This is a genomic window from Cellulomonas jepli (assembly GCF_047229345.1).
Taxonomy (GTDB): Bacteria; Actinomycetota; Actinomycetes; order Actinomycetales; family Cellulomonadaceae; genus Cellulomonas_A.
This window is the reverse complement of the sequence record NZ_JBFTER010000018.1, coordinates 1-23886: the sequence shown is the minus strand read 5'-3', so window position 1 is coordinate 23886 and position 23886 is coordinate 1. Positions and strand designations below refer to the sequence as shown.

Sequence of the window (23886 nt, the reverse complement as noted above, 5' to 3'; positions counted from 1 at the left end):
GTGACCGGGGGCCCAGGCGTCCGACCCGAAGTCTGCTGCTGCTCGTCGCTCCCCGGTGGTGACCCACCCGTTGCGCCAGTCGCGACGCGGACAGCCTAGCAACCGGACGCGGCGCGGCGGCAACGCGTCCGGCCGTCGGCGCGGATCGCGGGGACGACGCGGCGCGACCCGCTGCCGCGGCGTCAGACGGTCGCGCTGTCGCCCAGGATCTTGCGCAGGTACGCGTAGGTGAGGTCGCCGACGGTGCGGTCGTGCTCGTGCTCGTAGCCGTGCTTCTCGTAGAGCGCGAGGTTCTGCACGGAGTCGCGCCCGGTGAAGACCCACACCTCGGAGGTGTCCTCGGGCAGGTGCGGGAGGATCGCGAGCAGGAGCTGGGTGCCGATGCCCTGCCCCTGGAGGTCGGGGGCGACGGCGAGGCGGCCGAGGGTCGCGCGCGTGCCCTCGAGGAGCACGCGGATCGAGCCGACGAGCCGGTGCCCGGCCCACGCACCGAGCGTGATGACGTCGGGGTTCGCGAGGTCGGCGCGGAGCTCGTCGAGCGTCTGGGTGAGCGGCGGGATGCTCGGGTCCCCGTAGATCTGCGCCTCGCTCACGAACGCGGCGCGGCGCAGCGTGAGCAGCTCGCCGGACTCGGCGTCGGTCACGGGGCGGATGTCGACCTCGGGATCGCTCATGGGCCCATCGTCTCAGAGCCGACGCGCACCCGGCGACCGGCGACCAGGGTGAGGTGGTGGGTGAGGTCGTGCGCGACGCGCGGGCGCCGGGCGCTCAGACCCGGTCCGCCGCGGGGGCGGTGTAGCCGACGCCGATCGTGCGGGCGACCTGCTCGAGCTCGGCCTCGAAGTACGGCTCGACGTCGCTGAACATGAAGCGCAGGTGCCCGAGCGCCTCCATGCACACGACGCCGTAGAGCCGGACCCAGCTGTTGGCGAAGACCCACAGCGCCGCCTCGGGCAGGTCGACGCCGGCGGTGCGGGCGAAGGCGGCGAGCTGGCCGCAGCTCGCCGCCACTCCCCCGTGCAGCTCCGGCAGCGGGAAGGGCCGGGCCTCCCACAGCCCGACGAAGAGCTCGAGGAACAGCCCGGCGAAGCGGCGCGACTGCTCGCAGCCGTCGTCCCCGTCCGCCCACAGCCCGTCGCCCGAGCGGAACATGAGCCCGAACTCGGCGGGGTGCGCGAGGGCCCAGCCGCGGAACACCCGCACGGCCGCGAGCATCCGGGCACCCAGGTCGTCACCGTGCTGCTCGAGCGCCGCCGTGACGACGCCGTGGACCTCGCCGAAGAGGTCGTCGCACAGCGCGAGCAGCAGGTCGTCGAGGCTCGCGTAGTAGCGGTAGAGCCCCGGTGCGGTCATGCCCATCTCGCGCGCGATGCCGCGCAGCGTCGGGGGCTGGCCCTGCTCGGCGACGAGCTGCCGGCGCGCGGTCGCCCGGATCTCGGCCTCCGTGGCGGCGCGCAGCCGGTCGCGTCGCGGCACGACCGTCTCGGTCGTCGTCATGCGCTCCTCCTGTCCGCGGCCCGGTGCCGTCCACGGCACCGGGCCGACGCCGCCCCACCCGTCGGACCGCGAGCGTGCCACGCGGTCGCCGCGCTGCCGGCGTTGACACGAGCATACGCCCGATGCTTGAGTAAACATCGTTCGCTAACGCCGTTTACTTCGTGACGCAGCATCGCGTCGCGCCGTCTTTGGGAGGTCTCGTGCTCGACGCGCTCGGTCGTCTGACCCACCGGCACGCCCGCTGGGTGCTCGCCGTCTCGCTCGCCCTGGCCGCCCTCGCGGCGGTCTGGGGCTCCTCCGTCTCCGACCACGTCCAGGCCGGCGGGTTCACCGTCCCCGGCTCCGACTCCGAGCGCGCCGAGCAGCGGGTCGCCGCCGAGCTCGGGGCGACGCGCCCCGACGTGCTCGTGACCTACGCCCACCCGACGCTCACCCCCGACGACCCGCGGTTCGCCGCGGACCTCACGGCGCACCTCGCCGGGCTGCCCGAGGACGCGACCGCGCGCGTCGTCCAGCCCTGGACCGCCGGGCTCCCCGCCGACGCGCAGGCCGCGCTGCTCGGCACCGACGGCCGGTCCGCGCTCGTCGTGGTCTCGGTGCCCGGTGCCGACCTCGACGCCCGGGTCGACGCGTACGGCGACCTCGAGCCGCACCTCGCCGCGCCCGCGCCGTGGACGAGCGCCGTCGGCGGGGCCCTCGCGGTGAACGCGGACCTCTCGCACCGCGCCGAGACCGACATCGCCGCCGCCGAGACCCTCGCGATGCCCGTCCTGCTCGTCCTGCTCGCGGTGATCTTCGGCAGCGGGGTCGCGGCGCTGCTGCCCGTCGTCATGGGCGTGCTCGCGATCCTCGGCGCGATGGGCCTGCTGCGCGCGCTCACCCTCGTGACCGACGTGTCGACGTTCGCGATCAACGTCACGACGATCCTCGGCCTCGGCCTCGCGATCGACTACGCGCTGTTCGTCGTGAGCCGGTTCCGCGAGGAGCTGGGCCGCACCGACGACGTCGGCGCGGCGGTCGTGCGCACCGTCACGACCGCGGGCCGCACCGTGGTGTTCTCGGGGCTGACCGTGCTCATCGCCTTCGCGGGGCTGCTCGCGTTCCCGCAGATGTTCCTGCGCAGCATGGGGCTCGGCGGCATGGCCGTCGTGCTGCTCGACATGGTGCTCGCCGTGACGCTCCTGCCCGCGCTGCTCGCCCTCCTCGGGCGCCGCGTCGACGCCGGGCGGCTCCCGCGCGGGCTCACGCAGCGGCTCTCGACGCGCCGCCGCGCGGTCCGCACCCCGGCGTGGACCCGGCTCGGCCGCGGCGTGCTGCGCCGGCCCGGGCTCGTCGCCGCCGGCGTCACCGGCGTCCTCGTCCTCGTGGCGCTGCCGGCGCTCGGCCTCGTGGTCGGCTCGTCCGACGAGCGCGACCTGCCCGCGTCCTCGCCCGCCCGGCAGGCGACCGAGCAGCTCGCCGAGCTCTTCCCGGGCGGCGGCAGCGAGGTCACGCTCGACGTGGTGCTCGACGGGACCCCCGACCCGGCGGCTCTCGACGGGTACCTCGCCGGGCTCGCTGGGCTCCCGGGGGCCGGCGCGACGCGGGTCGTCGCCGCGACCGACGCCCTGACCGCCGTCGCGGTCACGGCCCCCGGCGCGGTCGACGCCCCGGCGACGCGTGACCTCGTCCGTGCCGTGCGCGGGCTCGACGGGCCCACCGGCACCGACGGCGCACCGGTGGAGGTGCTGGTCGGCGGCGCGGCCGCGGCGAACGTCGACTCGACCGACGCCATCACGGCGGCCCTGCCCTGGGCGCTGCTCGTGATCGCGGGCGCGACGGCCGTGCTGCTCTTCCTCGCGCTCGGGTCGGTGGTCCTGCCGGTCAAGGCGGTCCTGCTCAACGTCCTGTCGCTCGGTGCGACGTTCGGCGCGGTGTGGTGGGCGTTCGGCGACGCGCGCCTCGCCGACGCGCTCGGGTTCAGCGCGACCGGGCGGATCGACCCGTCGAACCTCGTCCTCATCGGGGTCGTCGCGTTCGGCCTCGCGATGGACTACGAGCTGTTCCTGCTCAGCCGCGTGCGCGAGGAGCACCTGCGCGGGCGGTCGCCGCAGGACGCGATCGTCGTCGGTCTCGAGCGCACGGGCCGGACCATCACGTCGGCCGCCCTGCTGCTCGTCGTGGTGCTCGTCGCCATGGGCACGTCCGGGGTGACGTTCCTCAAGGTCATCGGGCTCGGCCTCGCGTTCGCGGTGCTCGTCGACGCGACCCTCGTCCGGGCGCTCCTCGTGCCGGCGACCGTCCGGCTGCTCGGGCGGTCGGTGTGGTGGCTGCCCGCACCGCTCGCCCGGCTGCACGCGCGCGCGGGGCTCAGCGAGGGCGAGGCCCCGGCGGACCTCGGGACCGGCGCGGACACGGGTCCGGCGGCGCCGACCGACGAGCGGCCGCGCGAGCTGGTCGGGACGGGCCTCTGACGAGCGGCCCGGCGGCATCCTGCCACGGGTGCCACCGGCCCGGAGGCCGGACCGGGCCGCCGGGCCGCTCGACTACGCTCAGCCGTCGTGGCCACCACCGACGACACCGCCTCCGGCACGCACTGGGTCCTGACGCTCTCCTGCCCCGACCGCCCCGGGATCGTGCACGCGGTCGCGGGCGTGCTCGCGGAGCTCGGCGGCAACATCACCGAGTCGCAGCAGTTCGGCGACGCGCTGTCCGGGCTGTTCTTCATGCGGGTCCAGGTCACGTCCGCGGCCTCGCGCGCGGAGCTCGAGGGTCCGCTCACCGAGCTCGCACAGCGCTTCACGATGGACTGGGAGCTCGACGTCGCGGGCCGCCCGGTGCGCACGCTGGTGCTGGGCTCGACCGCCGCGCACTGCCTCAATGACCTCGCGTTCCGCCAGCGCTCCGAGAAGCTGCCGATCGACATCGTCGCGGTCGTCTCGAACCACACCGTGCTGGCCGAGCTCGCCGCGTTCTACGGCATCGAGTTCCACCACGTCCCCGTGACGGCGGCGACGAAGCCCGCCGCGGAGGCCCGGCTGCTCGCGCTCGTCGAGGAGCTCGACGTCGAGCTCGTCGTCCTCGCGCGGTACATGCAGATCCTGTCCCCCGAGCTGTGCGCGCGGCTCGCGGGGCGCGCGATCAACATCCACCACTCGTTCCTGCCCTCGTTCAAGGGCGCCCGCCCGTACGCGCAGGCGCACGACCGCGGGGTCAAGCTCATCGGCGCGACCGCGCACTACGTGACGGGCGACCTCGACGAGGGTCCGATCATCGAGCAGGACGTCGAGCGCGTCGACCACACCCGCACGGTCGAGGACCTCGTGGCGCTCGGCCAGGACGTCGAGCGCCGGGCCCTCGCCCGCGCCGTGCGCTGGCACGCCGAGCACCGCGTGCTGCTCGACGGGCACCGGACGATCGTCTTCCGCTGACGGGCAGCGGGCGTCCGGAGTCCGTCCGGGGCTGCGGTGAAGCGATTCGCGCGGCGCCGGCCGGTTGACCCGGTCCCACCCGCAGGCGAGGCTCCGACACAGCCCGCGGCAGAGCCGAGAGCTTCGGCTCCGCTGCCCGCACGACACCGCCGTCGTGCTCCGGCCCGGAGAGAGGACCCCCGCGCGATGAACCGCCTCACGACGACCTGGACGCGCCTGCTCGCGGGTGCGGCGGCATCGGCCGCGCTCGTGACCGGACTGGTCGCGACCGCCCCGACGGCCTCCGCCGCCTCGCTCGTCGAGGTCACCGGCTTCGGCACCAACCCGAGCAACCTCCGCATGCACCTGTTCGTCCCCGACCAGCTCCCCGCGAAGCCGGCCGTGCTCGTCGCGATCCACTACTGCACCGGCAGCGGCCCGGCGTTCTCCAACGGCTCGCAGTTCGACGAGCTCGCGACGCGGTACGGGTTCATCGTGATCTACCCGTCCGCGACGCGGAGCGGCAGCTGCTTCGACGTCGCGTCCCCGCAGGCGCTGCGCCGCGACGGCGGGAGCGACCCGGTCGGCATCCGGTCGATGCTGTCCTACGTCCAGCAGCGGTACACGACCGACGCGAGCCGCGTGTTCGTCACCGGGGTCTCGTCCGGCGCGATGATGACGCAGGTCATGCTCGCCAACTACCCCGACGTGTTCGCGGCGGGGTCTGCCTACGCCGGCGTCCCCGCGTCGTGCTTCGCGACGACCAACGGGTCCGAGTGGAACAGCGAGTGCTCGGGCGGGCGGATCGACCGGACGCCGCAGCAGTGGGGCGACCTCGTCCGCGCGGCCTACCCCGGCTGGACCGGCGCGCGCCCGCGCGTCCAGCTGTGGCACGGGACGCAGGACGAGACCCTGAGCTACGTGAACTTCGGCGAGTCCGTCGAGCAGTGGACGAACGTGCACGGCCTGAGCCAGACGCCGGCCTCCACCGACTCCCCCGCCGCCGGGTACACGCGCACGCGCTACGGCAGCAGCGGCCCGCAGGCGCCGGTCGAGGCGATCAGCATGGCCGGCGTCGCGCACAACCTCCCGGTCGACGCCGCGCAGGCCATCCGGTTCTTCGGCCTCGACCAGACCGGCCCGACGCCGACCCCCACGCCGACGCCGACCCCCACACCGACGCGCACCGTGACTCCGACCCCCACGGTCAGCGCGACGCCGACAGCGACCCCGACGCCGACCACCACGTCGAACCCGGCCGGCGGCTGCGCGGTCACCTACGCCGTGAACCAGTGGAACAGCGGCTTCACCGCCACCATCACCGTCAGGAACACCGGCTCCGCACCCCGGAACGGCTGGACACTCACCTGGACGTACCCCGCCGGTCAGCAGGTCACCCAGGCCTGGAGCTCGACCACGACCCAGTCCGGCGCCCACGTGACCGCCCGCAACGCCGCCTGGAACGCCGCCGTCCCCGCCGGGGGGTCCGTCTCCTTCGGCCTCAACGGCACCCACACCGGCACGAACACCGCGCCCAGCGGCTTCGCGCTCGACGGGACGCCCTGCGGCTGACCGCGGACCGGCCCGGCGCGCGCCGGGTCAGGCCTGGTTGGCCCGCCGCACGACCGAGTCGATCAGCACCGCGAGCGCGAGCACGACGCCGGTGATGACGTAGCGGACCGACGTGTCGAGGTTGAGCAGCGTCAGGCCGCTCGAGATGGACTGGATCACGAGGATGCCGAGCAGCGCCGACCACGCGCTCCCCCGGCCGCCGAAGAGGCTGGTCCCCCCGATGACGGCCGCGGCGATGGCCGTGAGGTAGATGTCGCCGCCGCCCGTGCCCTGGTTGGCGGCCGCGAGGCGACCGGCGGACAGGATGCCGCCGAGCGCGGCGAGCGTCGAGCACGCGACGAAGGCCGAGACGAACGTGCGCTGCACGGGCAGGCCGGCACGACGGGCGGACTCGACGTCGCCGCCGACAGCCCGGACCGCCCGGCCCCAGCGCGTGCGCCGCAGGAGCAGGTCGACGACCGCCACGAGGGCGACGAACAGCGCGAACGAGAAGCCCACGCCGCGGTTCGTGTTGAGGTACGCCACGGCGCCGAACAGCACGAGCGCGAGCGTCCCGACGCGGGCGGCGACGACCGTGAGGCTCGGGACGGGCAGCTCGGCACGCTCGCGGCGCGCCCGGCCGACGAGGAGGCTCGCGGCGTGCGCGACGACGACGAGCGCGACGAGGGCGTAGGACACCCCGGCCGGGAGGAACCCGCGCTGCGAGACCTGCACGAGCCACGACTCGAACGGCAGGTTGACCGAGCCCGTCGGCCCGAGCACGCGCAGCTGGAGCCCGGCGAAGACGAGCAGCCCGGCGAGCGTGATCACGAAGCTCGGCAGCCCCAGCCGCGTGAACAGGGCCCCGTACAGCAGCCCGACGAGGACGCCCACGCCGAGCGCCGCGAGCGCGGTCAGTGCGATCGGCCACCGGAGCTGCACGGCGCCGACCGCGACGACGGCCGCCGCGAGGCCGCTGACCGAGCCGACGGACAGGTCGATCTGCCCGACGAGCAGCACGAGCACGACGCCGAGCGCGAGCACTCCGGTCGCGGCGCACTGCAGGGTCAGGTTGACGAGGTTGTCGCTCGACAGGAAGTACGGGTTGAGCAGCTGGAACACGAGCCAGATGACCGCGAGCGCGACGACGACCGGGAGCATCCCCAGCTCGCCCGACCGCACGTGCCCCACGAGCTCGCGGAGCGCACCACCGGGCGCCGTGGGGGCCGGGGCCGTGCCGGCCGCGAGGCGGCGCTCGCCGCGGAGCACGCTCACGGGATCACCTCGCGCGCGTCCGGGCGCCGGGGTGCGTCGGAGACGCCCGCGACGTCCGCCGGTACCCGCGGCGCCGCACCGCGTCGCAGGTCGCCGGCGGGAGCGGCGCGCCGGGGCGCACCCGACGTCGCGCCCGTGACCGCCGCGATGAGGTCCTCGTAGCTCGTGCTCGCGGCGTCGAACTCGCCGTTGACCCGCCCGAGCCGCAGCACGACGATCCGGTCCGCGACGGCCTGGACGTCCGCCATCGAGTGGCTGATGAGGACGACGCCGTGCCCGCGCTCGCGCAGCCGCTCGATGAGGCTGAGCACCTCCGCGGTCTGCGTGATCCCGAGCGCCGAGGTCGGCTCGTCGAGCACGAGCACGCGCGGCTCGCCCAGCAGCGAGCGGGCGATCGCGACGGCCTGCCGCTGACCGCCCGAGAGCGCACCGACGGGGACGCGCACCGACGGCACGCGCGCGGCGAGCTGCCCGAGCAGCGTCCACGCCTGCTTCTCCATCGCGACCTCGTCGAGCAGGACCGCGCGCGTGACCTCCTGGCCGAGGAAGATGTTCTCGACGACGTCGAGGTTCGCGCAGAGCGCGCCGTCCTGGAACACCGCCGCGATGCCGTGCGAGCGGGCGGCGGCAGGTGTCGACAGGCTGACCGGCTGCCCGTCGAGCAGCACCTGCCCGGCGTCGGGCACGAGCGCTCCTGAGATCACGCCGGCGAGCGTCGACTTCCCGGCGCCGTTGTCCCCGATGACCGCGACGACCTCGTGCGGCCGGATCTCGAGGTCGACGTCGACGAGCGCACGGACGGCTCCGTAGCTCTTGGAGATGCCGCGCAGCGAGAGCACAGAGCCGTTCATCGGGCCACCTCTCCCACGAGACCTGCTTCGCTGCACGCGCGGGTGTAGGGCTGCACGCAGATCTCCTCGATCGTATAGAGGCCGCCGTCGACGACGACGCGGCCCAGGTTCTCGACGGTCACCGCGGTGGGGGTCAGCAGGAGCGCGGGGACACCCTCGACGGTCGCCGTCGTCGCCGGCTGCTCGCCGTGCAGCACGCGCACCGCGAGCTCGGCGGCGGTCCGCGCCTGCTCCGTGATCGCCTTGTACACGGTCATGTACTGGTCGCCCGAGACGATGCGCTGGATCGCCGCGAGCTCGGCGTCCTGCCCGGTGACGGGCGGGACGGGGTCGAGCCCGGCCGCCTTCATCGCGGAGATCGCGCCGCCCGCGGTCCCGTCGTTCGCGGCGTAGACGGCGTCGACGCGCCCCGCGTACTGCGTGAGCTGGCCGGCGACCCACTCCTGCGCCTTGTCCGGGCTCCAGTCGGGGGTGTCGTACGAGGCGAGCACCCGGACGTCCGTGCCCTCCAGCGCCCCACGCACACCGGCCTCGAGCGCGGCCGAGTTGGCGTCGGTCGGGGCGCCCCCGACGAGCAGGACGCCCGGCGGGTCGTCGCGGTCGGCGAGCTCGCCGCTCTCCGCGAGCGCGCGGACGAGCGCCTCGCCCTGCAGCTGGCCGACGCGGCGGCTGTCGAACGAGACGTAGTAGTCGAGCCGGGCGCCCGCGATGAACCGGTCGTACCCGATGACCGTCACGCCCCGCTCGCGCGCCGCCTCGACGATGCTCGCGGCCGCGGTGACGTCGACCGCGTCGAGCACCAGCACCCCGGCGCCCTGCGTGAGCACCGACTCGGCCTGCTCCTGCTGGCGCGCGGCGTCCTGGTCAGCGTTCGCGTACAGCACCCGGCACGTCGGGCACCGGCGCGCGACGACCTGCTCGAACGTCGGGCGGTCGACCGCCTCGTACCGCGCGGTCTTCGACTCGGGGAGCAGGAGCGCGATGGTCTCGCCCGACGGCGTGGGCGGTCCCTCGACGCCGGCCGTCACCGGCGCGCACGCCGCGAGCACGAGCGTCAGCGCGACGGCCACCGCGGCACCCAGCCCGGCACGACGGCGCGTCATCCCACCACCGCCACGGACCCGGCGACGGCCGCCCGGTCGAGCGCGACCGCGAGCGCCCCGCGGACCTCGGCGCTCGCCCCGAGCTCGGACGCGACGACGTCGACCGGCCCCGCGGTGCTCGGCACGGTGCGCTGCGCGAGCACCGTGCGCAGCGGGTCGAGCAGGATCCCGCCGGCCTCCGCGAGCTGGCCGCCGACGACGACGAGCTCGGGGTCGAAGACGTTGCACACGTTCGCCGCGGCGGCGCCGAGGTGCAGGCCCGCGTCGGAGATCACGCGGCGGCAGCCCGGGTCGCCGTCCTGCGCACGCGTGATGACATCGCGCAGCGTGAGGTGCCCGTGGCTCGCGGCGAGCATCGCGAGCAGCACGGGCGCACCGACGAACGTCTCGAGGCAGCCGCGGTTGCCGCAGCGGCAGATCGGGCCGTTGTCGTCGAGCGTCACGTGCCCGATCTCCCCCGCGGTGCCCGAGCGGCCGTGGAAGACCTCGCCGTTCAGGACGAGCCCTCCGCCGACGCCGTGCGAGACCTTGAGGTACAGCACGTGCCGGGACCCGCGGGCCGCGCCCAGGCGCACCTCGGCGAGCGCACCGAGGTTCGCGTCGTTGTCGACGTGCACCGGGATCCCGATGCGCCGCTCGAGCACCTCCGACACCGAGACGCCGTCCCAGCCCCGCAGCATCCCGACGGTGGCGATGCGGCCCGTGCGCACGTCGACGGGGGCGGGCACCCCGACCCCGACGGCCAGGACCTCCCCCATGCTCGCGTCGAGCGACTCGACCATCTCGGTGAGCAGCAGCGCCGCGCGGTCGAGGCCCGCGTCGGCGCGGTGGTCGGGCGGCAGGGGCATGCGCTGCTCGGCGATCACGCGGTGCGCGACGTCCGAGAGCGCGACGCGCATCGAGCGGGTGCCGAAGTGCACGCCGGCGACGAGCCCGAGGTTGCGCGCGAGCGTCACCTGCTGCGCGCGCCGGCCGCTGCGCGAGGTGGGTGCGGTGTGCAGGACGCCGAGCACCGTGAGCTCTTTGACGATGTTCGACACGGTCGCCGGGGACAGCCCTGTGACCCCGGCCAGCTCGACCTGCGTGAGGGAGCCACGCTGCTGGACCGCACTCACGATCCGGGCCCGGTTGGCTTCACGCAGTGAAGTCTGGGAGCCCGGCGTCACCCGGTCTGTGCCCACAGCGGGAAGGATACACAGCGGCAGGAACCCGCCCCCGCGGCGCCTTCGACGACAATTCCGGCACGGCGGCGACCGCACCGGAGAAATCCGTGCTGCCCAGCACTTTCGAGCTGTTCGCCCGGTTCGCGGAACGCCGGGGCGCCCCCGCGGCGCACGCCCATTTCACCCCGCTCAGGGCTTCGCAGGACGTGCTGAGGCGTCGATTCACTTGTTGACACCAACGAGGCCCCGTCCTTGGATGTGGTGCCTTCGGAACCCCGACCCGTCACAGAGGTTCGAACCCCATGCACCCAGCTCGTCCCCGCCGCCGTGCGCTCGCTCTCGTCGCCGCGGCCGCCCTCCTGCTCACCGCGTGCTCGTCCGGGTCGGAGGAGCCGGCGACCGCGCAGACAGCGACGCCCCAGCCCGACGAGGTCGAGGTCTTCACCTGGTGGGCCAGCGGGTCCGAGAAGCTCGGCCTGGACTCGCTCGTCGCCACGTTCGCCGAGCAGCACCCCGAGATCACGTTCGTGAACGGGTCCGTCGCGGGCGGTGGGGGCGGTGCTGCCAAGGACCTCCTGCAGTCGCGCCTCGAGGCGAACGACCCGCCGGACACGTTCCAGGCCCACGCCGGTGCCGAGCTGACCGACTACATCGAGGCGGGTCGCCTCGAGGACATCTCGTCGCTCTACGACGAGTGGGAGCTGCGCTCGGCGTTCCCGGAGGACCTGATCGAGCGGCTCACGGTCGACGGGAAGATCTACTCCATCCCGTCGAACATCCACCGCGCCAACGTCGTGTGGGCGAACCCCGGCGTGCTGAGCGCGTCCGGCCTCGACCCCGAGGCGACCTACGCGAGCATCGACGAGTGGATCGTCGCGCTGCGGGCCGTCGCGGCGACCGGTCGCACCCCGCTGTCGATCGCCACGACCTGGACCCAGGTGCACCTCCTCGAGACGGTGCTGCTCGCCGAGCTCGGCCCGGACGCCTACTCGGGGCTGTGGGACGGGACCACGGACTGGGCGGGCCCCCAGGTCCGCGCCGCGATCGACGACTTCGACGTGCTGCTCGACCTGAGCAACGCCGACCGGGAGAGCCTGGACTGGCCCGACGCGACACAGCGCGTGATGGACGGACAGGCCGCGTTCAACGTCATGGGCGACTGGGCCGTCGCCGAGTTCGAGGACGCCGGCAAGGTCCGCGGCACCGACTTCACCTACTTCCCGGTGCCCGGGACGCAGGGGGTGTTCGACTTCCTCGCCGACTCGTTCGTGCTGCCCGTCGGTGCCCCGCACCCTGACGGAGCGCGCGCCTGGCTCGACACCATCAGCTCGGTCGACGGGCAGACCGCGTTCAACCTCGAGAAGGGCTCGATCCCGGCGCGGGGCGACGTGTCGTCGTCGTACTTCAGCGACTACCAGCAGGGTGCGATGGAGTCGTTCTACGTGGACCGTATCGTCTCCTCGCTCGCGCACGGCGCGGCGGCCCCGAACGGCACGCTCACCGCGATCTCGACGGCCACCGGGCGGTTCTCCACGGGCGCGACCGACGCCGCGACCTTCCAGGCCGAGCTCGCGGCGGCGGCGCAGGAGTCCTGACCAGCGGTCGGCTGGTCGCGCCGACGGCCGGCGTCGCACAGGTGTGCGGCGCCGGCCGTCGGTGCCCGCCGACCGGGCCCTGCCCCGGTCAGCGGTCGTGCGTCAGCGGCGGAAGAGGTCGGACCACCAGTCGGTGACCCGGTCCCACCACGACGTGTGGTGCTCCTTCTCGACGAGCACCGCGACGGTGCGCGCCGGGACGGTGACCTCGCCGTCGGCCGCGACCCACTGCGTGGCCTTGACGACGGGGTCGGCGCCCGTCGCCTGGACCGGCGAGAGCGCCAGGCGGTGCCCCGCGAGCCCGGGGACGGTCTGCGTGGTCGCCTCGTCGGACGCGTTGACCACGACCAGCACGCCGTCGAGCTCCCGGTCGGTCTCCCGGCCGACCGTGTCGTCGATCCGCATGACGACCACACCCGGGTCGGCGTCCGGACCGGAGCCGGGGAACGTCACCTTCTTCTCGATCTGTGCCGCCGAGCCCAGCCGGAACAGGTCCGTCGAGAACCGCAGGCGCAGGAGCTCCTCGGCGGCGGTGGACGCCGCCTGGATGTCCGCCGGCGCGGGCTTGAGCGCCGGGTTCGCGAGGAGCTGCTGCTGGATCGGCCACTTCGCCTCGTTGTCCGCCGCGAGCGGCAGACCCCGGCCGAAGCCGTTGTCCTGACCGGACAGGTCGAGCAGGTTGAACCAGTCGCCCGAGTCGTAGGAGTTCCGGTCGAGCGACTTGCTCCGCAGCAGGTCGGCGCCCGCGTGCCAGAACGACGGCGTCTGGGCGAGCGCGGTCGTCGCGAGCGAGACCGTGTTCATCCGCACGCGGTCCGGCATCGCCGTGCCGACCGGGAGCTTGTACGTCAGCGCGTCGAACAGCGTCTCGTTGTCGTGCGCGTCGACGTACGTGACGACCTCCTCGGGCGAGTCCGCGTACCCGGCGGGCTGGCCGTTGTAGTCGATCTCCGCGCCGGTCCGGACGGTGCCGTCCGAGGCGAGGAACGCGTAGTCGCGCAGGTTGCCGGCCATCCCGAGCCGCACGAGGTCGCCCTGGTGCGCGGCCCGGGCGAGCTGCTCGGCCTCGGTGCCGTTGACCGCGGCGCCGTTCGGGTCGGTCGCGACGCCGGAGCCGAAGCCCTGGACGCGCGGGTCCTCGTCGAACGGGCCGCCGCCGCGGACCGCGTCGCGCAGCCGGTCGCTGAACGTCCCGATGCCGGTGCCACCGAGCTGGCCCTGCGTGGCCTGCGTGAAGAGCCGGTTGTCGGCGACCTCGCCGAAGTTCCAGCCCTCGCCGTACAGGTAGACCCGCTTCCCGTCGACGCCGTCCCTGCGGACGGTGAGGTCGTCGAGCGCGTCGCGCACGGCCAGCATGTTCTCGCGGGAGTGGTGCCCCATGAGGTCGAAGCGGAAGCCGTCGACCTTGTAGTCCCGGGCCCACGTGACGACCGAGTCGACCATGAGCTTCTCGGCCATCGCGTGCTCGGTCGCGACGTTCGCGCAGCACGTCGACGTCTCGACCGCGCCCACCGCGTTCAGGCGGTGGTAGTAGCCGGGCACGACGCGGTCGAGGATCGACCTCTCGTCCTGGCCGCTGGCCGCGGTGTGGTTGAACACCTGGTCGAGCACGACCTGCAGCCCGTCGGAGTGCAGCGCGCCGACCATCGTGCGGAACTCCGCGACGCGGGCCCCGCCGTGCGCGTCGACCGCGTAGGAGCCCTCGGGCGCCGACCAGTGCAGCGGGTCGTAGCCCCAGTTGAACGCGTCGCCGGCCCGGACCGCCTCGATGCACTCCTGCTGCTCCGGGGAGTCCGGGGCGTAGGCGGCGAGGTCGCACTGCGGCGTGAGCTGCTCGGCGCGGTCCTCCTCGATCGTCGAGATGTCGAACGTCGGGAGCAGGTGCACCGTCGTGAGCCCCGCGTCGGCGAGGTCGCGCAGGTGCTGGCGCCCGGTGCTCTCGACGGCGAACGCCGAGTACGTGCCGCGCTTCTCCGCCGGGACGGTCTCGTCCGAGATCGAGAAGTCGCGCACGTGCAGCTCGTAGATCGTCTGGTCGACCGGGCGGACGACGGGCTGCTTCGCCTTCTCCCACTGCTTCGGGCGGTGGGCGCCGTCGGCGAGGTCGACGAGCACCGAGTGCGTCGAGCTCAGCGTCAGCGCGACCGACGACGGGTCGGTCACCTCGTTGACCTCGACCGCGTCGGTCGACGGCACGTACACCGTGACGGCGTAGCGGTACGCGGCGTTCTTCCACGCCTTCTCACCGCGGGCCGTCCACGAGCCGTCGTCGCCGCGCTCCATCGCGACGCGGGTCGGCTCGGCGCCGAGGTCCGGCTTCCCGGAGCCGGGGCCCTGCGAGCCCTTCGTGGCGGGCCAGACCAGGAGCTCGACGTCCTGCGCGGTCGGGGCCCACAGCCGTAGCGTCGGGACGCCCTTGCGCCACGTCGCCCCGAACTCGCCGTCGTCGGCGGCGTCCGCGTACAGGTCGTCGAGCACGCCGGGGATCTGCACCCCGCTCGCCGCCTGGAGCGCACCGTCATCGCCTGCGGCGCGCTGGCTCACGAGCAGCTCGCCGCGCAGCAGCGCCTCGACCTGCGCGCGGTCCACGTCCTCGAGCCCGAGCGCGACGTAGCCGCCGAGCGCCGGGAAACGGTCGAGCTGCTCCTCGGTCAGGCCGCCGTCGCGCACGGTGAGCGGGAACGTCTCGCCGCCGGTGACGGCGCCGTCCGCGACCTCGACCGCGCCGTCGGGCGAGCCGTGCAGCGCGAAGCGGAGGTCGGCCGGGTCGGCGTCGCCCACGAGGGCGGCGGGCCACGCGAGCGTGGTCTCGTCGACCCAGTGCGCGCGCGCCTCGCCCGTGCCGGGGAGCGTCGGCTCGGCCGAGCCGACCGTCAGCACGTGCGTCGCCAGGACGTAGGTGAACGTCACGGGCTCGCCGGCGGGCACGGTGAACGCGATGTTCGCTCCGCCCGGTGCGCCGTCCGCCCCGTAGTTCTCGTCCCACGACAGGCCGTGCGCGACCTTCGCCTCGAACGCGCCGGCCTCCTCGAACGTGGCGGTCGCCGTGAACGTCCCGTCGCCGTCCGGGTCCTGCAGCCACGGCGCGAGGCACTGCGGCTGCCAGTCCTCCGTGCACCCGAGCTCGCTCTGGTGGCTGCCCGGAACCGTGAGGAGCGGACCCTCCGCGCTCGACGTGAACCAGTGCGTGACCGGGTCGTAGACGAACGTCACCGGCCCACCGGTCGACGTGTACGTGACGTTGCCGCCCCCGGGCACTCCGCCCGCGCCGTAGTTCTCCTCCCACGTGCCGTCGATCGCGACCTTGTACTCGTAGGTGCCCGCCGGGATCTCGAACGTCCCGGAGTACGCCCCGCCCGGCTGCTGCGTCAGGCGCGCGACCTCGCACGCCGGCTGCCAGTCGCCACCCGGGCAGCTCATCTCGGAGTTGTGGCTCCCGGGGATCGAGACCACCCCGCCGCCGGGCTCGGGCTCGGTCGGCACCACGCCGTCGAGCGCGACACCCACACCCGCGTACGTCGAGGCGGCCGTGCGCTCGCCCGCGGCGTCGACCGTGACGGCGCGGTACTCGACGACCGTGCCCTTCGCGAGCCCGGTGACGTCGTGGAAGACGCGCGGGTCGGTGTCCTCGGCGGTGCCGAGCGGGGTCCACGCGTCGTCGCCGAGCACGCGGTAGGCGAACGACGTCTCGGTCCACGACGTGTCGGGGACGTCAGCGGCGACCGGGGCGATCCCCGTGACGGCAGCGCCGGGCGCCGGGACGCTCACCGTGACGTCGGGGGCGTCCGCAGCCCACGCGGCGACCTGCGCGTCGGCCTTGAGCACGACGGCGGACAGCGCCGGGACCGTCAGCGTGACGGCGCCCGCGGCGTCGGCCGTGACCGTGGCGTCCGTGCCGGCGAGCGGGGCGAACGCCGCGCCGGGCGTGAGCGTCGGGATGGTGACGGTCGCCGCCTCGGCCGCGTTGTTGAGCGCGACGAGGTGCTCGACCTTCTCGGTGCGGTCGACGCGGGAGAACGCGTACACCGGGCCCTCGCTGAACCGCTCGACCTGCGCGCCGGTCGCGAGCGCAGGCGTCGACGAGCGCAGCGCCGCGAGCTCCGCGATGTGGTCGTACAGCGGGGCGTCGGTGTCGTACCGGTCGACCGAGCCGGCCGGGGTGCCGTCGACGAGCGGCTGGTCGGCGTACTCGGTGACCTGCGTCGCGAACAGCGACTGGCGGGCGTCCTTGTCCTTGCCGCCGAGCGACCCGGTGCCGACGAAGCCCTGCTCGTCGCCGTAGTAGACGACCGGCTGCCCACGCGTGAGGTACATCAGCGAGTGCGCGAGCTCGTCGCGCGCGAGCGTCTCCGCGGACGGGGCCGACGAGCTCGCGAGCGCGTACCCGATGCGGCCCATGTCGTGGTTGCCCAGGAAGGTCGGCAGCGCGGACGCGCTCGAGTCCGGCGTCGTGTAGTAGTCGTCGGTCGCGAACAGCTTCTGCAGGGCCTCCGCCGAGGAGCCCCCGGCGTAGCCGGCCGCGCTCGACTGGAACGCGAAGTCGAGCACCGAGCTCATGTCGGTGTTCCGGACGTACGGCGAGAGCTTCTTCGCGTCCGCGTCGTAGACCTCACCGAACATGAAGAAGTCCGGCTTGCCGTTCGCGTGCGCGTAGTCGCGGACCTGCGTGGTCCACTCCTCCCAGAACTCCATGTTCACGTGCTTGACGGTGTCGATCCGGAAGCCGTCGATCCCGAGGTCGATCCAGTCCTGGTAGACCTCGACGAAGCCGTTCACGACCGTCGGGTGCTCCGTCATGAGGTCGTCAAGGCCGTCGAAGTCGCCGTACGTGACGGACTCCCCCGTCCACGTCGAGTTCCCGCGGTTGTGGTAGAGCGTCGGGTCGTTGAGCCAGGCCGGGACCTTGAGGTCCGCGTCGGCGGGCGCCACGACGGGCGTGTACGGGAACGACGTCGCCGGGTCGAGCTCCGGGAACTCCCCCGTGCCGGCGTGGTCGGCGGGGTCGAATTCCTCGCCTGCGGCGTCCGTGTAGGGCCGGGTCGCCTGGTCGACGTAGGAGTACTGCTTCTCCGCGTAGTCGACGACGTCCGCCGTGTGGTTCGTGATGATGTCGAAGTAGACCTTGATGCCGCGCTCGTGCGCGTCCGCGATCAGCGCCTCCAGCTCGGCGTTCGTGCCGAGGTGCGGGTCGACGCGCGTGAAGTCGGTGATCCAGTAGCCGTGGTACCCGGCGGAGGCGTTCGCGCCGGTGCCCTGGACCGGGCGGTTCGCGAACGACGGGGTCAGCCAGATCGCGGTCGTCCCGAGGCCCTCGATGTAGTCGAGCTGCTCGTGCAGGCCCGCGATGTCGCCGCCGTGGTAGAAGCCCTTGTCGGTCGGGTCGAGGCCCGTCGTGAGGCGGTCGCCGGTCAGCCCGCCGGTGTCGTTCGTGGTGTCGCCGTTCGCGAACCGGTCGGTCATCACGAAGTAGAACTGCTCGGCGGACCCGGGCTGGCGCACGGGAGCCGCGACGAGGGCGTCGTCCGCCTCCGTGTACGCGCCCGTGAGGCCGAGCGGGGTCAGCGCCGTGCGGTGCGTGGTGTCGTCGTAGGTGAACCGCACCGCGGACTCCCCCGCGAGCACCAGCGGGGTGTTGTCGCCGCTGCCGTCCGCGCCGTAGGACTCGTCCCACGCGTCGTCGACCGCGACCTTGTACTCGTACGTGCCCGCGGGCAGCGTCACCTCGAGCGCGTACCGGCCGTCGGTGCCCGTCGGGGCGAGCTCGGTCTCGGCGCACGCGGGCGCCCAGTCCTCCGCGCAGCCGAGCTCGTCCTGCAGCGAGCCGACGAGCGCGAACGTGCGGGGGGCGGGCTCCGTCGCGGCGCTCGCCGGGCCGGTCGCAGGGTTCGCGACGAGGCCGACGGCGACGAGCGCGGTGACTGCCAGCAATGAGGTGGTGGTGCGGATGCGCGCGTCGGCAGCAGCCATTCCCGGGACTCCTTCGTCACCGCACACCGGCGTGCGGAAAGGGGACGTGTCGGGCTGACGGTACATACCCCCGCAAGTTTCAGCAAGAGTTTGCAGCCTGCCCGATCGAGCGCACCCCCGACCTGCCCCGGACGCACGTGCGGGCCGCCACCGGGAGGACCCGGATGACGACCCGCACGCGTCGCGGAGGGGTGCGCTCAGATGAGCCCGAGCGAGCGCACGGCGTCGCGCTCCTCGCCGAGCTCGGCGACCGAGGCGTCGATGCGCCCGCGGCTGAACCCGTCGATCTCGAGGTCGGGCACGATGTGCCACTCGCCGCCCGAGGACGTCACGGGGAACGACGAGATGAGGCCCTCGGGCACGCCGTACGACCCGTCCGACACGACCGCGGCCGACGTCCAGTCACCCTCGGGCGTCCCGTTGACCCACGAGTACACGTGGTCGACCGCCGCGTTCGCCGCGGAGGCCGCCGACGACGCGCCGCGCGCCGCGATGATCTCGGCACCGCGCTTGGCGACGCGCGGGATGAACTCGCCCTCGACCCACGCCTGGTCGCCGACCACCTCGGTCGCCGGGCGGCCACCGATCGTCGCGTGCGTGATGTCCGGGTACTGGGTCGCCGAGTGGTTGCCCCAGATCGCGAGCCGCTGGATGTCGGTGACCGACGCCCCGGCCTTCGTCGCGAGCTGCGTGAGCGCGCGGTTGTGGTCCAGGCGCGTCATGGCCGTGAAGCGGGACGTCGGCACGTCGGGGGCGTGCGACGCGGCGATGAGCGCGTTCGTGTTCGCCGGGTTGCCGACGACGAGCACCCGGATGTCCTCGGCCGCGCCCGCGTTGATCGCCTCGCCCTGCGGCTTGAAGATGCCGCCGTTCGCCGAGAGCAGGTCACCCCGCTCCATGCCGGCCGTGCGCGGGCGCGCACCGACCAGCAGGGCGACGTTCGCGCCGTCGAACGCGGCGGTCGCGTCGTCGAAGATGTCGATGCCGGACAGCAGCGGGAACGCGCAGTCCTCGAGCTCGAGCGCGACGCCCTCGGCGGCCTTGACGCCCTGCGGGATCTCGAGGAGCTTGAGCCGCACCGGGGTCTGCGCACCGAGCAGCTGGCCGGACGCGATGCGGAACAGCAGCGCGTAGCCGATCTGGCCGGCAGCTCCGGTGACGGTCACGTTCACGGGCGTTGTCATGGTCCGGGATCTCCCTCGATCGGTCGCTGCTCGGGATCAGGTGCTGCTGGGGACGCGCCCCACACGCTACGACGCACGGTACCCGGGGCCCAGGGGCCGTGCCGGGCACCGTGCGTCGCGGTGCGTGCAGGTCGTGCGGGGTGGCGTCGCGCGTGCGGCGGCGCCGACGGGCAGGTCAGCCCAGGCGTGCGGCGAGGTTCTCGTCGAGCGCCGCGAGGAACTCCTCGGTCGTGAGCCAGGCCTGGTCGCGCCCGACGAGCGAGGCGAGGTCCTTGGTCATCTTGCCGCTCTCGACGGTCTCGATGACGACCTTCTCGAGCGTCTCCGCGAACTGCGTGACCTCGGGCGTGCCGTCCAGCTTGCCGCGGTGCTTGAGGCCACCGGTCCAGGCGAAGATCGACGCGATCGGGTTCGTCGACGTGGGCTTGCCCGCCTGGTGCTGGCGGTAGTGGCGAGTGACGGTGCCGTGCGCCGCCTCGGCCTCGACGGTCTTGCCGTCGGGCGTCATGAGCACCGACGTCATGAGGCCGAGCGAGCCGAAGCCCTGCGCGACGGTGTCGGACTGGACGTCGCCGTCGTAGTTCTTGCACGCCCAGACGTAGCCGCCCTCCCACTTCATCGCGGCGGCGACCATGTCGTCGATCAGGCGGTGCTCGTACGTGAGGCCCGCGGCGGCGAAGTCCGCGGCGAACTCGGCGTCGAACACCTCCTGGAAGATGTCCTTGAACGCACCGTCGTACGCCTTGAGGATCGTGTTCTTGGTCGACAGGTACACGGGGTACCCGCGCTGCAGGCCGTACGCGAACGAGGCGCGCGCGAAGTCGCGGATCGACTCGTTGAAGTTGTACATCCCCATCGCCACGCCGCCCGCCTCGGGCATCGTCACGACCTCGAACTGCTGCGGCTCGGAACCGTCGGCCGGCTCGAACGTCATCGTGATCTTCCCGGCGCCGGGCACCTTGAAGTTCGTCGACTTGTACTGGTCGCCGTGCGCGTGGCGGCCGATGATGATCGGCTTGTTCCAGCCCGGCACGAGGCGCGGGATGTTCGAGATGATGATCGGCTCGCGGAAGACGACGCCGCCGAGGATGTTGCGGATCGTGCCGTTGGGCGAGACCCACATCTTCTTGAGGCCGAACTCCTCGACGCGCGCCTCGTCGGGCGTGATCGTCGCGCACTTGACGCCGACGCCGTGCTCCTTGATGGCGTGCGCCGCGTCGATCGTGACCTGGTCGTCGGTCGCGTCGCGGTTCTCGATCGACAGGTCGTAGTAGCGCAGGTCGATCTCGAGGTACGGGTGGATGAGGCGGTCCTTGATGAACTGCCAGATGATCCGGGTCATCTCGTCGCCGTCGAGCTCGACGACCGGGCCCACTACCTTGATCTTCGCCATGCGGGATCTCCTGAGCTCTCGTGTGCTGTCCGGCGCCAAGATTACTCGACGTCGAGAGACTTTGCCCCGACCGTCCGCCGTGGGCACGGTCACGTGCGACCGTGACCGTCCCCTACGCGGGTGAAGCGCTTCAGGCACGGCCGCCGGACGAGCACCTCGGGCTTACCCAGGACGCGCGCAGGTTCGGCTGGCATGCTGGCCGGTGCTGACCGCCCCGCGCCCGGCGCCGCAGCTGCCGGTCGCGCCACCCGATCCTCGACGACAGGAACCCCATGTCCCAGGACCCCACCGGATCGCCCGAGGCCACCGGCCCGGACGCCGTGACCCCCGACGCCACCACCACGCCCGCGGTCGGCGCGGGCGGCACCGTCCCGGCCGAGACCTCCACGAGCACCGCCGCTCCTGTCGGTCTCGACAAGCCCGCCGGGGCTGCGCCCGCCGCACCCGCACCCGCCGCATCTGCCCCCGCACCTGCTCCGGTCCCCTCGCTCGACGACGACGTGGCCCTCGCGCCCGTCGCCGTCGCGGCCGTGCCCGTCGGCCCGGGTCTCGGCCCGCGGCTCGCCGCCGAGGCGTTCGGCACGCTGTTCCTCGTGATCGCGGGCCTGGGCACCGCGCTGTACGCGAACATCACCGGGCTCGGCGGCGGGCCGCTCGCGACCGCGCTGGCCTTCGGGCTCGCGCTGCTCGCCGGCGCCGTCGCGGTCGGGTACGTCTCGGGCGGGCACTTCAACCCGGCCGTCACCCTCGGTGCCGCGATCGCCGGCCGCACGTCGTGGAAGGACGTGCTCCCCTACTGGCTCGCCCAGCTCGTCGGTGGTGTCGCCGCGGCCGCGGTGCTGTACGTGACGCTCTCGTCGTTCCCGACCCTCGCCGAGCAGGCGCGCGAGTTCTTCTCGTCGGTCGCGAACGGCTACGGCACGCACTCCCCGATCGGGGCCCAGGTCCAGGGCGAGGGCTTCTCGCTGCTCGGCGCGCTCCTCATCGAGGTCGTCATGACGGCGCTCTTCGTGGGCGTCATCCTCGGGTCGACCGACCGCCGCTCGACCAACAGCCTCGCGCCGGCCGCGATCGGCTTCGCGTTCGTCGTCGGCCTGCTCGTGACCATCCCGATGACGAACGGCAGCCTCAACCCCGCGCGCTCGACGGCCGCGGCGGTGTTCTCGGAGAGCTGGGCGTTCGGCCAGCTGTGGCTCTTCTGGGTGGCCCCGCTGGTCGGCGCCGCGCTCGCCGGCCTGCTCTACCGGGCCTTCGGCGCGGAGCCCGTCCAGGACGACCTGCTCGGCGAGGACGACGTCGTCGTGCTCACGGGCGACGAGGCCGAGCGCGCCCTCTGACACCCGCGGGGGCGCACGCCCCGCGTCGCACGCAGCGCCCGAGCGGCCGTGGAACCCACGGCCGCTCGGGCGTCTCTGCGTCCGGGGTCTCTGCGTCCGGCGTCTCCGCGTCCGGCGTCTCTGCGCCCGGCGTCTCCGCGTCGCTGCGTCCGGGCCCGTGGCGGCCCGGGCCCGTCGTGGTCGCCCCTGGCGGGTGGGCCGGGCGGGACGGGTCAGCTCGTCGGGATGGCCTGCGAGAGGACCCCGATGCCGACCGCGAGGCTCGTGAGCACCGCGACGTCGAGCGCCCGCGCCCGCACCGCGAGCGCGACCGGGCCGGGCTCGGGCACGACGGCACGCACGACGGCCGACATCGCGAGGATCGCCGCGATCACCAGCGCACCGGCGGCGCCGCCCCGCAGCACCGCGACGACGCACGCGGAGAGGAGCCCGGCGGCGACGAGCCACAGCGACCAGTTCCGGCTCGCGGCGAGCGACTCGCGCGCGATCCGGCGCGGGTCGAGCGGCTTCTCCTCGGGCGGGATCACCGGGACGCCCGCGGTCGACGTGTCCAGGGGCGCGACCTGGGGCTCCGGGCTGCCGTCGGGGCGCGACGCAGCCGGCTCGCCCCGGCCGGGCGCGGGCCGCGCACCGGGGGACGGCGGGGCCGCCACCGCCGGGCGGGGCTGCGGGTCACGGGCGTGCTGCGGGTCCTGCGGGTCGTGCGCCATCGGTCTGCCTCCTGCGCGTGAGACTACCGTTGCGCCCGTGACCGACCCCGCCCCGCGCTCGCCCAGGTCCGTCGTCGTCGTCGGGGGCGGGCTCGCCGCGCACCGCACCGTCACGGCGCTGCGCGAGGAGGGCTTCACCGGTCCCGTCACGCTGCTCGGCGCCGAGGGCGTCCCGCCCTACGACCGGCCCCCGCTGTCGAAGCACCTGCTCGACCGGCCGGAGCCGGTGTGGCTCGCGGACGACCTCGGGGTCGACGCGCTCGCGCTCGTCGACGACGCCCGGCTCGCCGAGCCCGCGCGCGCGCTCGAGGTGCGGGACGACGACGTCGTCGTCACGACCGGCGCGGGCAGCGTCGTCGCGGACGCGGTCGTGCTCGCGAGCGGGGCGCACGCGGTCCGGCCACCGGGCTGGGGGCACGCGCACGTGCTGCACACCGCGGACGACGCCGCCCGGCTGCGCGCGTCGCTGCGCCCGGGGGTCCGGCTCGTGGTGGTCGGCGCCGGGTGGGTGGGCGCCGAGGTCGCGGGCGTCGCCGCCGCCGCCGGCGTGCACGTCACCGTGGTCGAGGCCGCGCCCACGCCCCTCGCGGCCGCGCTCGGCTCGGACGTCGGGGCGCTCACGATCCCCTGGTACGCGGCGGCAGGCATCACGCTGGTCACGGGCGTCGGGGTCGCGGAGGTGCGCGCGGACGGCGTGCGGCTCACCGACGGCCGGGACCTCGACGCCGACGTCGTGCTCGCCGCGGTGGGTGCCCGGCCGGCGACCGCGTGGCTGGGCGGCGCTCTGCCGCTCGACCCCGACGGGGCGGTCCGGGTCGACGCGACCTGGGCGCCGGCGGGCGGCCCGCGGCACGTGCGCGCGGTCGGCGAC

Annotated in this window: 16 protein-coding genes and 1 riboswitch; of the genes, 6 read left to right on the top strand and 10 right to left on the bottom strand. The window is 74.0% G+C overall.

All coding sequences use genetic code 11. From position 1 onward, the window contains the following. Positions 1-3: 3 nt before the first annotated feature. Positions 4-93: riboswitch (ZMP/ZTP riboswitch) on the bottom strand. 89 nt (positions 94-182) lie between these two features. Then, positions 183-674, bottom strand: a complete 492-nt coding sequence (locus AB6N24_RS06485; RefSeq protein ID WP_412868607.1) for a GNAT family N-acetyltransferase — start codon at positions 672-674, stop codon at positions 183-185. A gap of 94 nt (positions 675-768) precedes the next feature. Continuing rightward, positions 769-1497 (bottom strand): TetR/AcrR family transcriptional regulator, encoded by a 729-nt coding sequence (locus AB6N24_RS06480; protein ID WP_412868606.1) that lies wholly within the window; start codon positions 1495-1497, stop codon positions 769-771. A 161-nt stretch (positions 1498-1658) separates the two neighbouring features. On the opposite strand from AB6N24_RS06480, the gene AB6N24_RS06475 reads away from it, so the two are divergent. The 3 genes from AB6N24_RS06475 (at position 1659) to AB6N24_RS06465 (ending at position 6458) form a co-directional block, all read left to right on the top strand. Further along, complete coding sequence (locus tag AB6N24_RS06475) at positions 1659-3950, top strand: MMPL family transporter (RefSeq protein ID WP_412868605.1); 2292 nt, start codon at positions 1659-1661, stop codon at positions 3948-3950. Between the two features lie 87 nt (positions 3951-4037). Continuing rightward, positions 4038-4907 (top strand): formyltetrahydrofolate deformylase, encoded by an 870-nt coding sequence (gene purU / locus AB6N24_RS06470; protein ID WP_412868604.1) that lies wholly within the window; start codon positions 4038-4040, stop codon positions 4905-4907. Positions 4908-5093: 186 nt separating this feature from the next. After that, positions 5094-6458: an extracellular catalytic domain type 1 short-chain-length polyhydroxyalkanoate depolymerase gene (locus tag AB6N24_RS06465; protein ID WP_412868603.1), complete on the top strand. Its 1365-nt coding sequence runs from the start codon at positions 5094-5096 to the stop codon at positions 6456-6458. A 27-nt stretch (positions 6459-6485) separates the two neighbouring features. On the opposite strand, the gene AB6N24_RS06460 is transcribed toward AB6N24_RS06465, so the two are convergent. From AB6N24_RS06460 to AB6N24_RS06445, 4 genes are read right to left on the bottom strand one after another with little or no spacing between them, the layout of a single operon-like run. Further along, the gene (locus AB6N24_RS06460) at positions 6486-7712 is read right to left on the bottom strand and encodes a sugar ABC transporter permease (RefSeq protein WP_412868602.1); all 1227 of its coding nucleotides are present in this window, start codon (positions 7710-7712) and stop codon (positions 6486-6488) included. Continuing rightward, the gene (locus AB6N24_RS06455; RefSeq protein WP_412868601.1) at positions 7709-8563 is read right to left on the bottom strand and encodes an ATP-binding cassette domain-containing protein; all 855 of its coding nucleotides are present in this window, start codon (positions 8561-8563) and stop codon (positions 7709-7711) included. Before AB6N24_RS06455 ends, AB6N24_RS06460 begins: the two co-directional genes overlap by 4 nt. Beyond that, positions 8560-9666: a sugar ABC transporter substrate-binding protein gene (locus AB6N24_RS06450; protein ID WP_412868600.1), complete on the bottom strand. Its 1107-nt coding sequence runs from the start codon at positions 9664-9666 to the stop codon at positions 8560-8562. Before AB6N24_RS06450 ends, AB6N24_RS06455 begins: the two co-directional genes overlap by 4 nt. Then, on the bottom strand, positions 9663-10781 hold the full coding sequence (locus AB6N24_RS06445; RefSeq protein WP_412868599.1) for an ROK family transcriptional regulator: 1119 nt from the start codon (positions 10779-10781) through the stop codon (positions 9663-9665). The genes AB6N24_RS06450 and AB6N24_RS06445 overlap by 4 nt, the downstream gene beginning before the upstream one ends. Positions 10782-11131: 350 nt before the next feature. Here AB6N24_RS06445 and AB6N24_RS06440 point away from each other — a divergent pair, with 350 nt between their 5' ends. Continuing rightward, a complete protein-coding gene (locus tag AB6N24_RS06440) occupies positions 11132-12424 on the top strand; it encodes an ABC transporter substrate-binding protein (RefSeq protein WP_412868598.1) in 1293 nt (430 codons plus the stop codon). Between the two features lie 102 nt (positions 12425-12526). On the opposite strand, the gene pulA is transcribed toward AB6N24_RS06440, so the two are convergent. From pulA to AB6N24_RS06425, 3 genes are all read right to left on the bottom strand, one after another. After that, complete coding sequence (pulA, locus tag AB6N24_RS06435) at positions 12527-18391, bottom strand: pullulanase-type alpha-1,6-glucosidase (RefSeq protein ID WP_412868597.1); 5865 nt, start codon at positions 18389-18391, stop codon at positions 12527-12529. 197 nt (positions 18392-18588) lie between these two features. Next, the gene (locus AB6N24_RS06430; RefSeq protein WP_412868596.1) at positions 18589-19575 is read right to left on the bottom strand and encodes a malate dehydrogenase; all 987 of its coding nucleotides are present in this window, start codon (positions 19573-19575) and stop codon (positions 18589-18591) included. 175 nt (positions 19576-19750) lie between these two features. Continuing rightward, positions 19751-20968, bottom strand: a complete 1218-nt coding sequence (locus tag AB6N24_RS06425; protein ID WP_412868595.1) for an NADP-dependent isocitrate dehydrogenase — start codon at positions 20966-20968, stop codon at positions 19751-19753. Positions 20969-21240: 272 nt separating this feature from the next. Between AB6N24_RS06425 and AB6N24_RS06420 the strand changes: the two genes are divergently transcribed. Beyond that, the gene (locus AB6N24_RS06420) at positions 21241-22305 is read left to right on the top strand and encodes an aquaporin (protein ID WP_412868594.1); all 1065 of its coding nucleotides are present in this window, start codon (positions 21241-21243) and stop codon (positions 22303-22305) included. A gap of 212 nt (positions 22306-22517) precedes the next feature. On the opposite strand, the gene AB6N24_RS06415 is transcribed toward AB6N24_RS06420, so the two are convergent. Beyond that, the gene (locus tag AB6N24_RS06415; protein WP_412868593.1) at positions 22518-23015 is read right to left on the bottom strand and encodes a DUF3017 domain-containing protein; all 498 of its coding nucleotides are present in this window, start codon (positions 23013-23015) and stop codon (positions 22518-22520) included. 37 nt (positions 23016-23052) lie between these two features. Here AB6N24_RS06415 and AB6N24_RS06410 point away from each other — a divergent pair. Next, positions 23053-23886 (top strand): FAD-dependent oxidoreductase (locus AB6N24_RS06410; protein ID WP_412868592.1); only part of this gene is annotated, 834 nt, incomplete at its 3' end.

Bases quoted from the DNA above. Each gene is read 5' to 3' on its own strand.
- AB6N24_RS06450 (WP_412868600.1), bottom strand. From the start codon at position 9,666: ATGACGCGCCGTCGTGCCGGGCTGGGTGCCGCGGTGGCCGTCGCGCTG.
- AB6N24_RS06430 (WP_412868596.1), bottom strand. From the start codon at position 19,575: ATGACAACGCCCGTGAACGTGACCGTCACCGGAGCTGCCGGCCAGATC.
- AB6N24_RS06465 (WP_412868603.1), top strand. From the start codon at position 5,094: ATGAACCGCCTCACGACGACCTGGACGCGCCTGCTCGCGGGTGCGGCG.
- AB6N24_RS06440 (WP_412868598.1), top strand. From the start codon at position 11,132: ATGCACCCAGCTCGTCCCCGCCGCCGTGCGCTCGCTCTCGTCGCCGCG.
- AB6N24_RS06485 (WP_412868607.1), bottom strand. From the start codon at position 674: ATGAGCGATCCCGAGGTCGACATCCGCCCCGTGACCGACGCCGAGTCC.
- AB6N24_RS06455 (WP_412868601.1), bottom strand. From the start codon at position 8,563: ATGAACGGCTCTGTGCTCTCGCTGCGCGGCATCTCCAAGAGCTACGGA.
- pulA (WP_412868597.1), bottom strand. From the start codon at position 18,391: ATGGCTGCTGCCGACGCGCGCATCCGCACCACCACCTCATTGCTGGCA.
- AB6N24_RS06480 (WP_412868606.1), bottom strand. From the start codon at position 1,497: ATGACGACGACCGAGACGGTCGTGCCGCGACGCGACCGGCTGCGCGCC.
- AB6N24_RS06425 (WP_412868595.1), bottom strand. From the start codon at position 20,968: ATGGCGAAGATCAAGGTAGTGGGCCCGGTCGTCGAGCTCGACGGCGAC.
- AB6N24_RS06420 (WP_412868594.1), top strand. From the start codon at position 21,241: ATGTCCCAGGACCCCACCGGATCGCCCGAGGCCACCGGCCCGGACGCC.
- AB6N24_RS06415 (WP_412868593.1), bottom strand. From the start codon at position 23,015: ATGGCGCACGACCCGCAGGACCCGCAGCACGCCCGTGACCCGCAGCCC.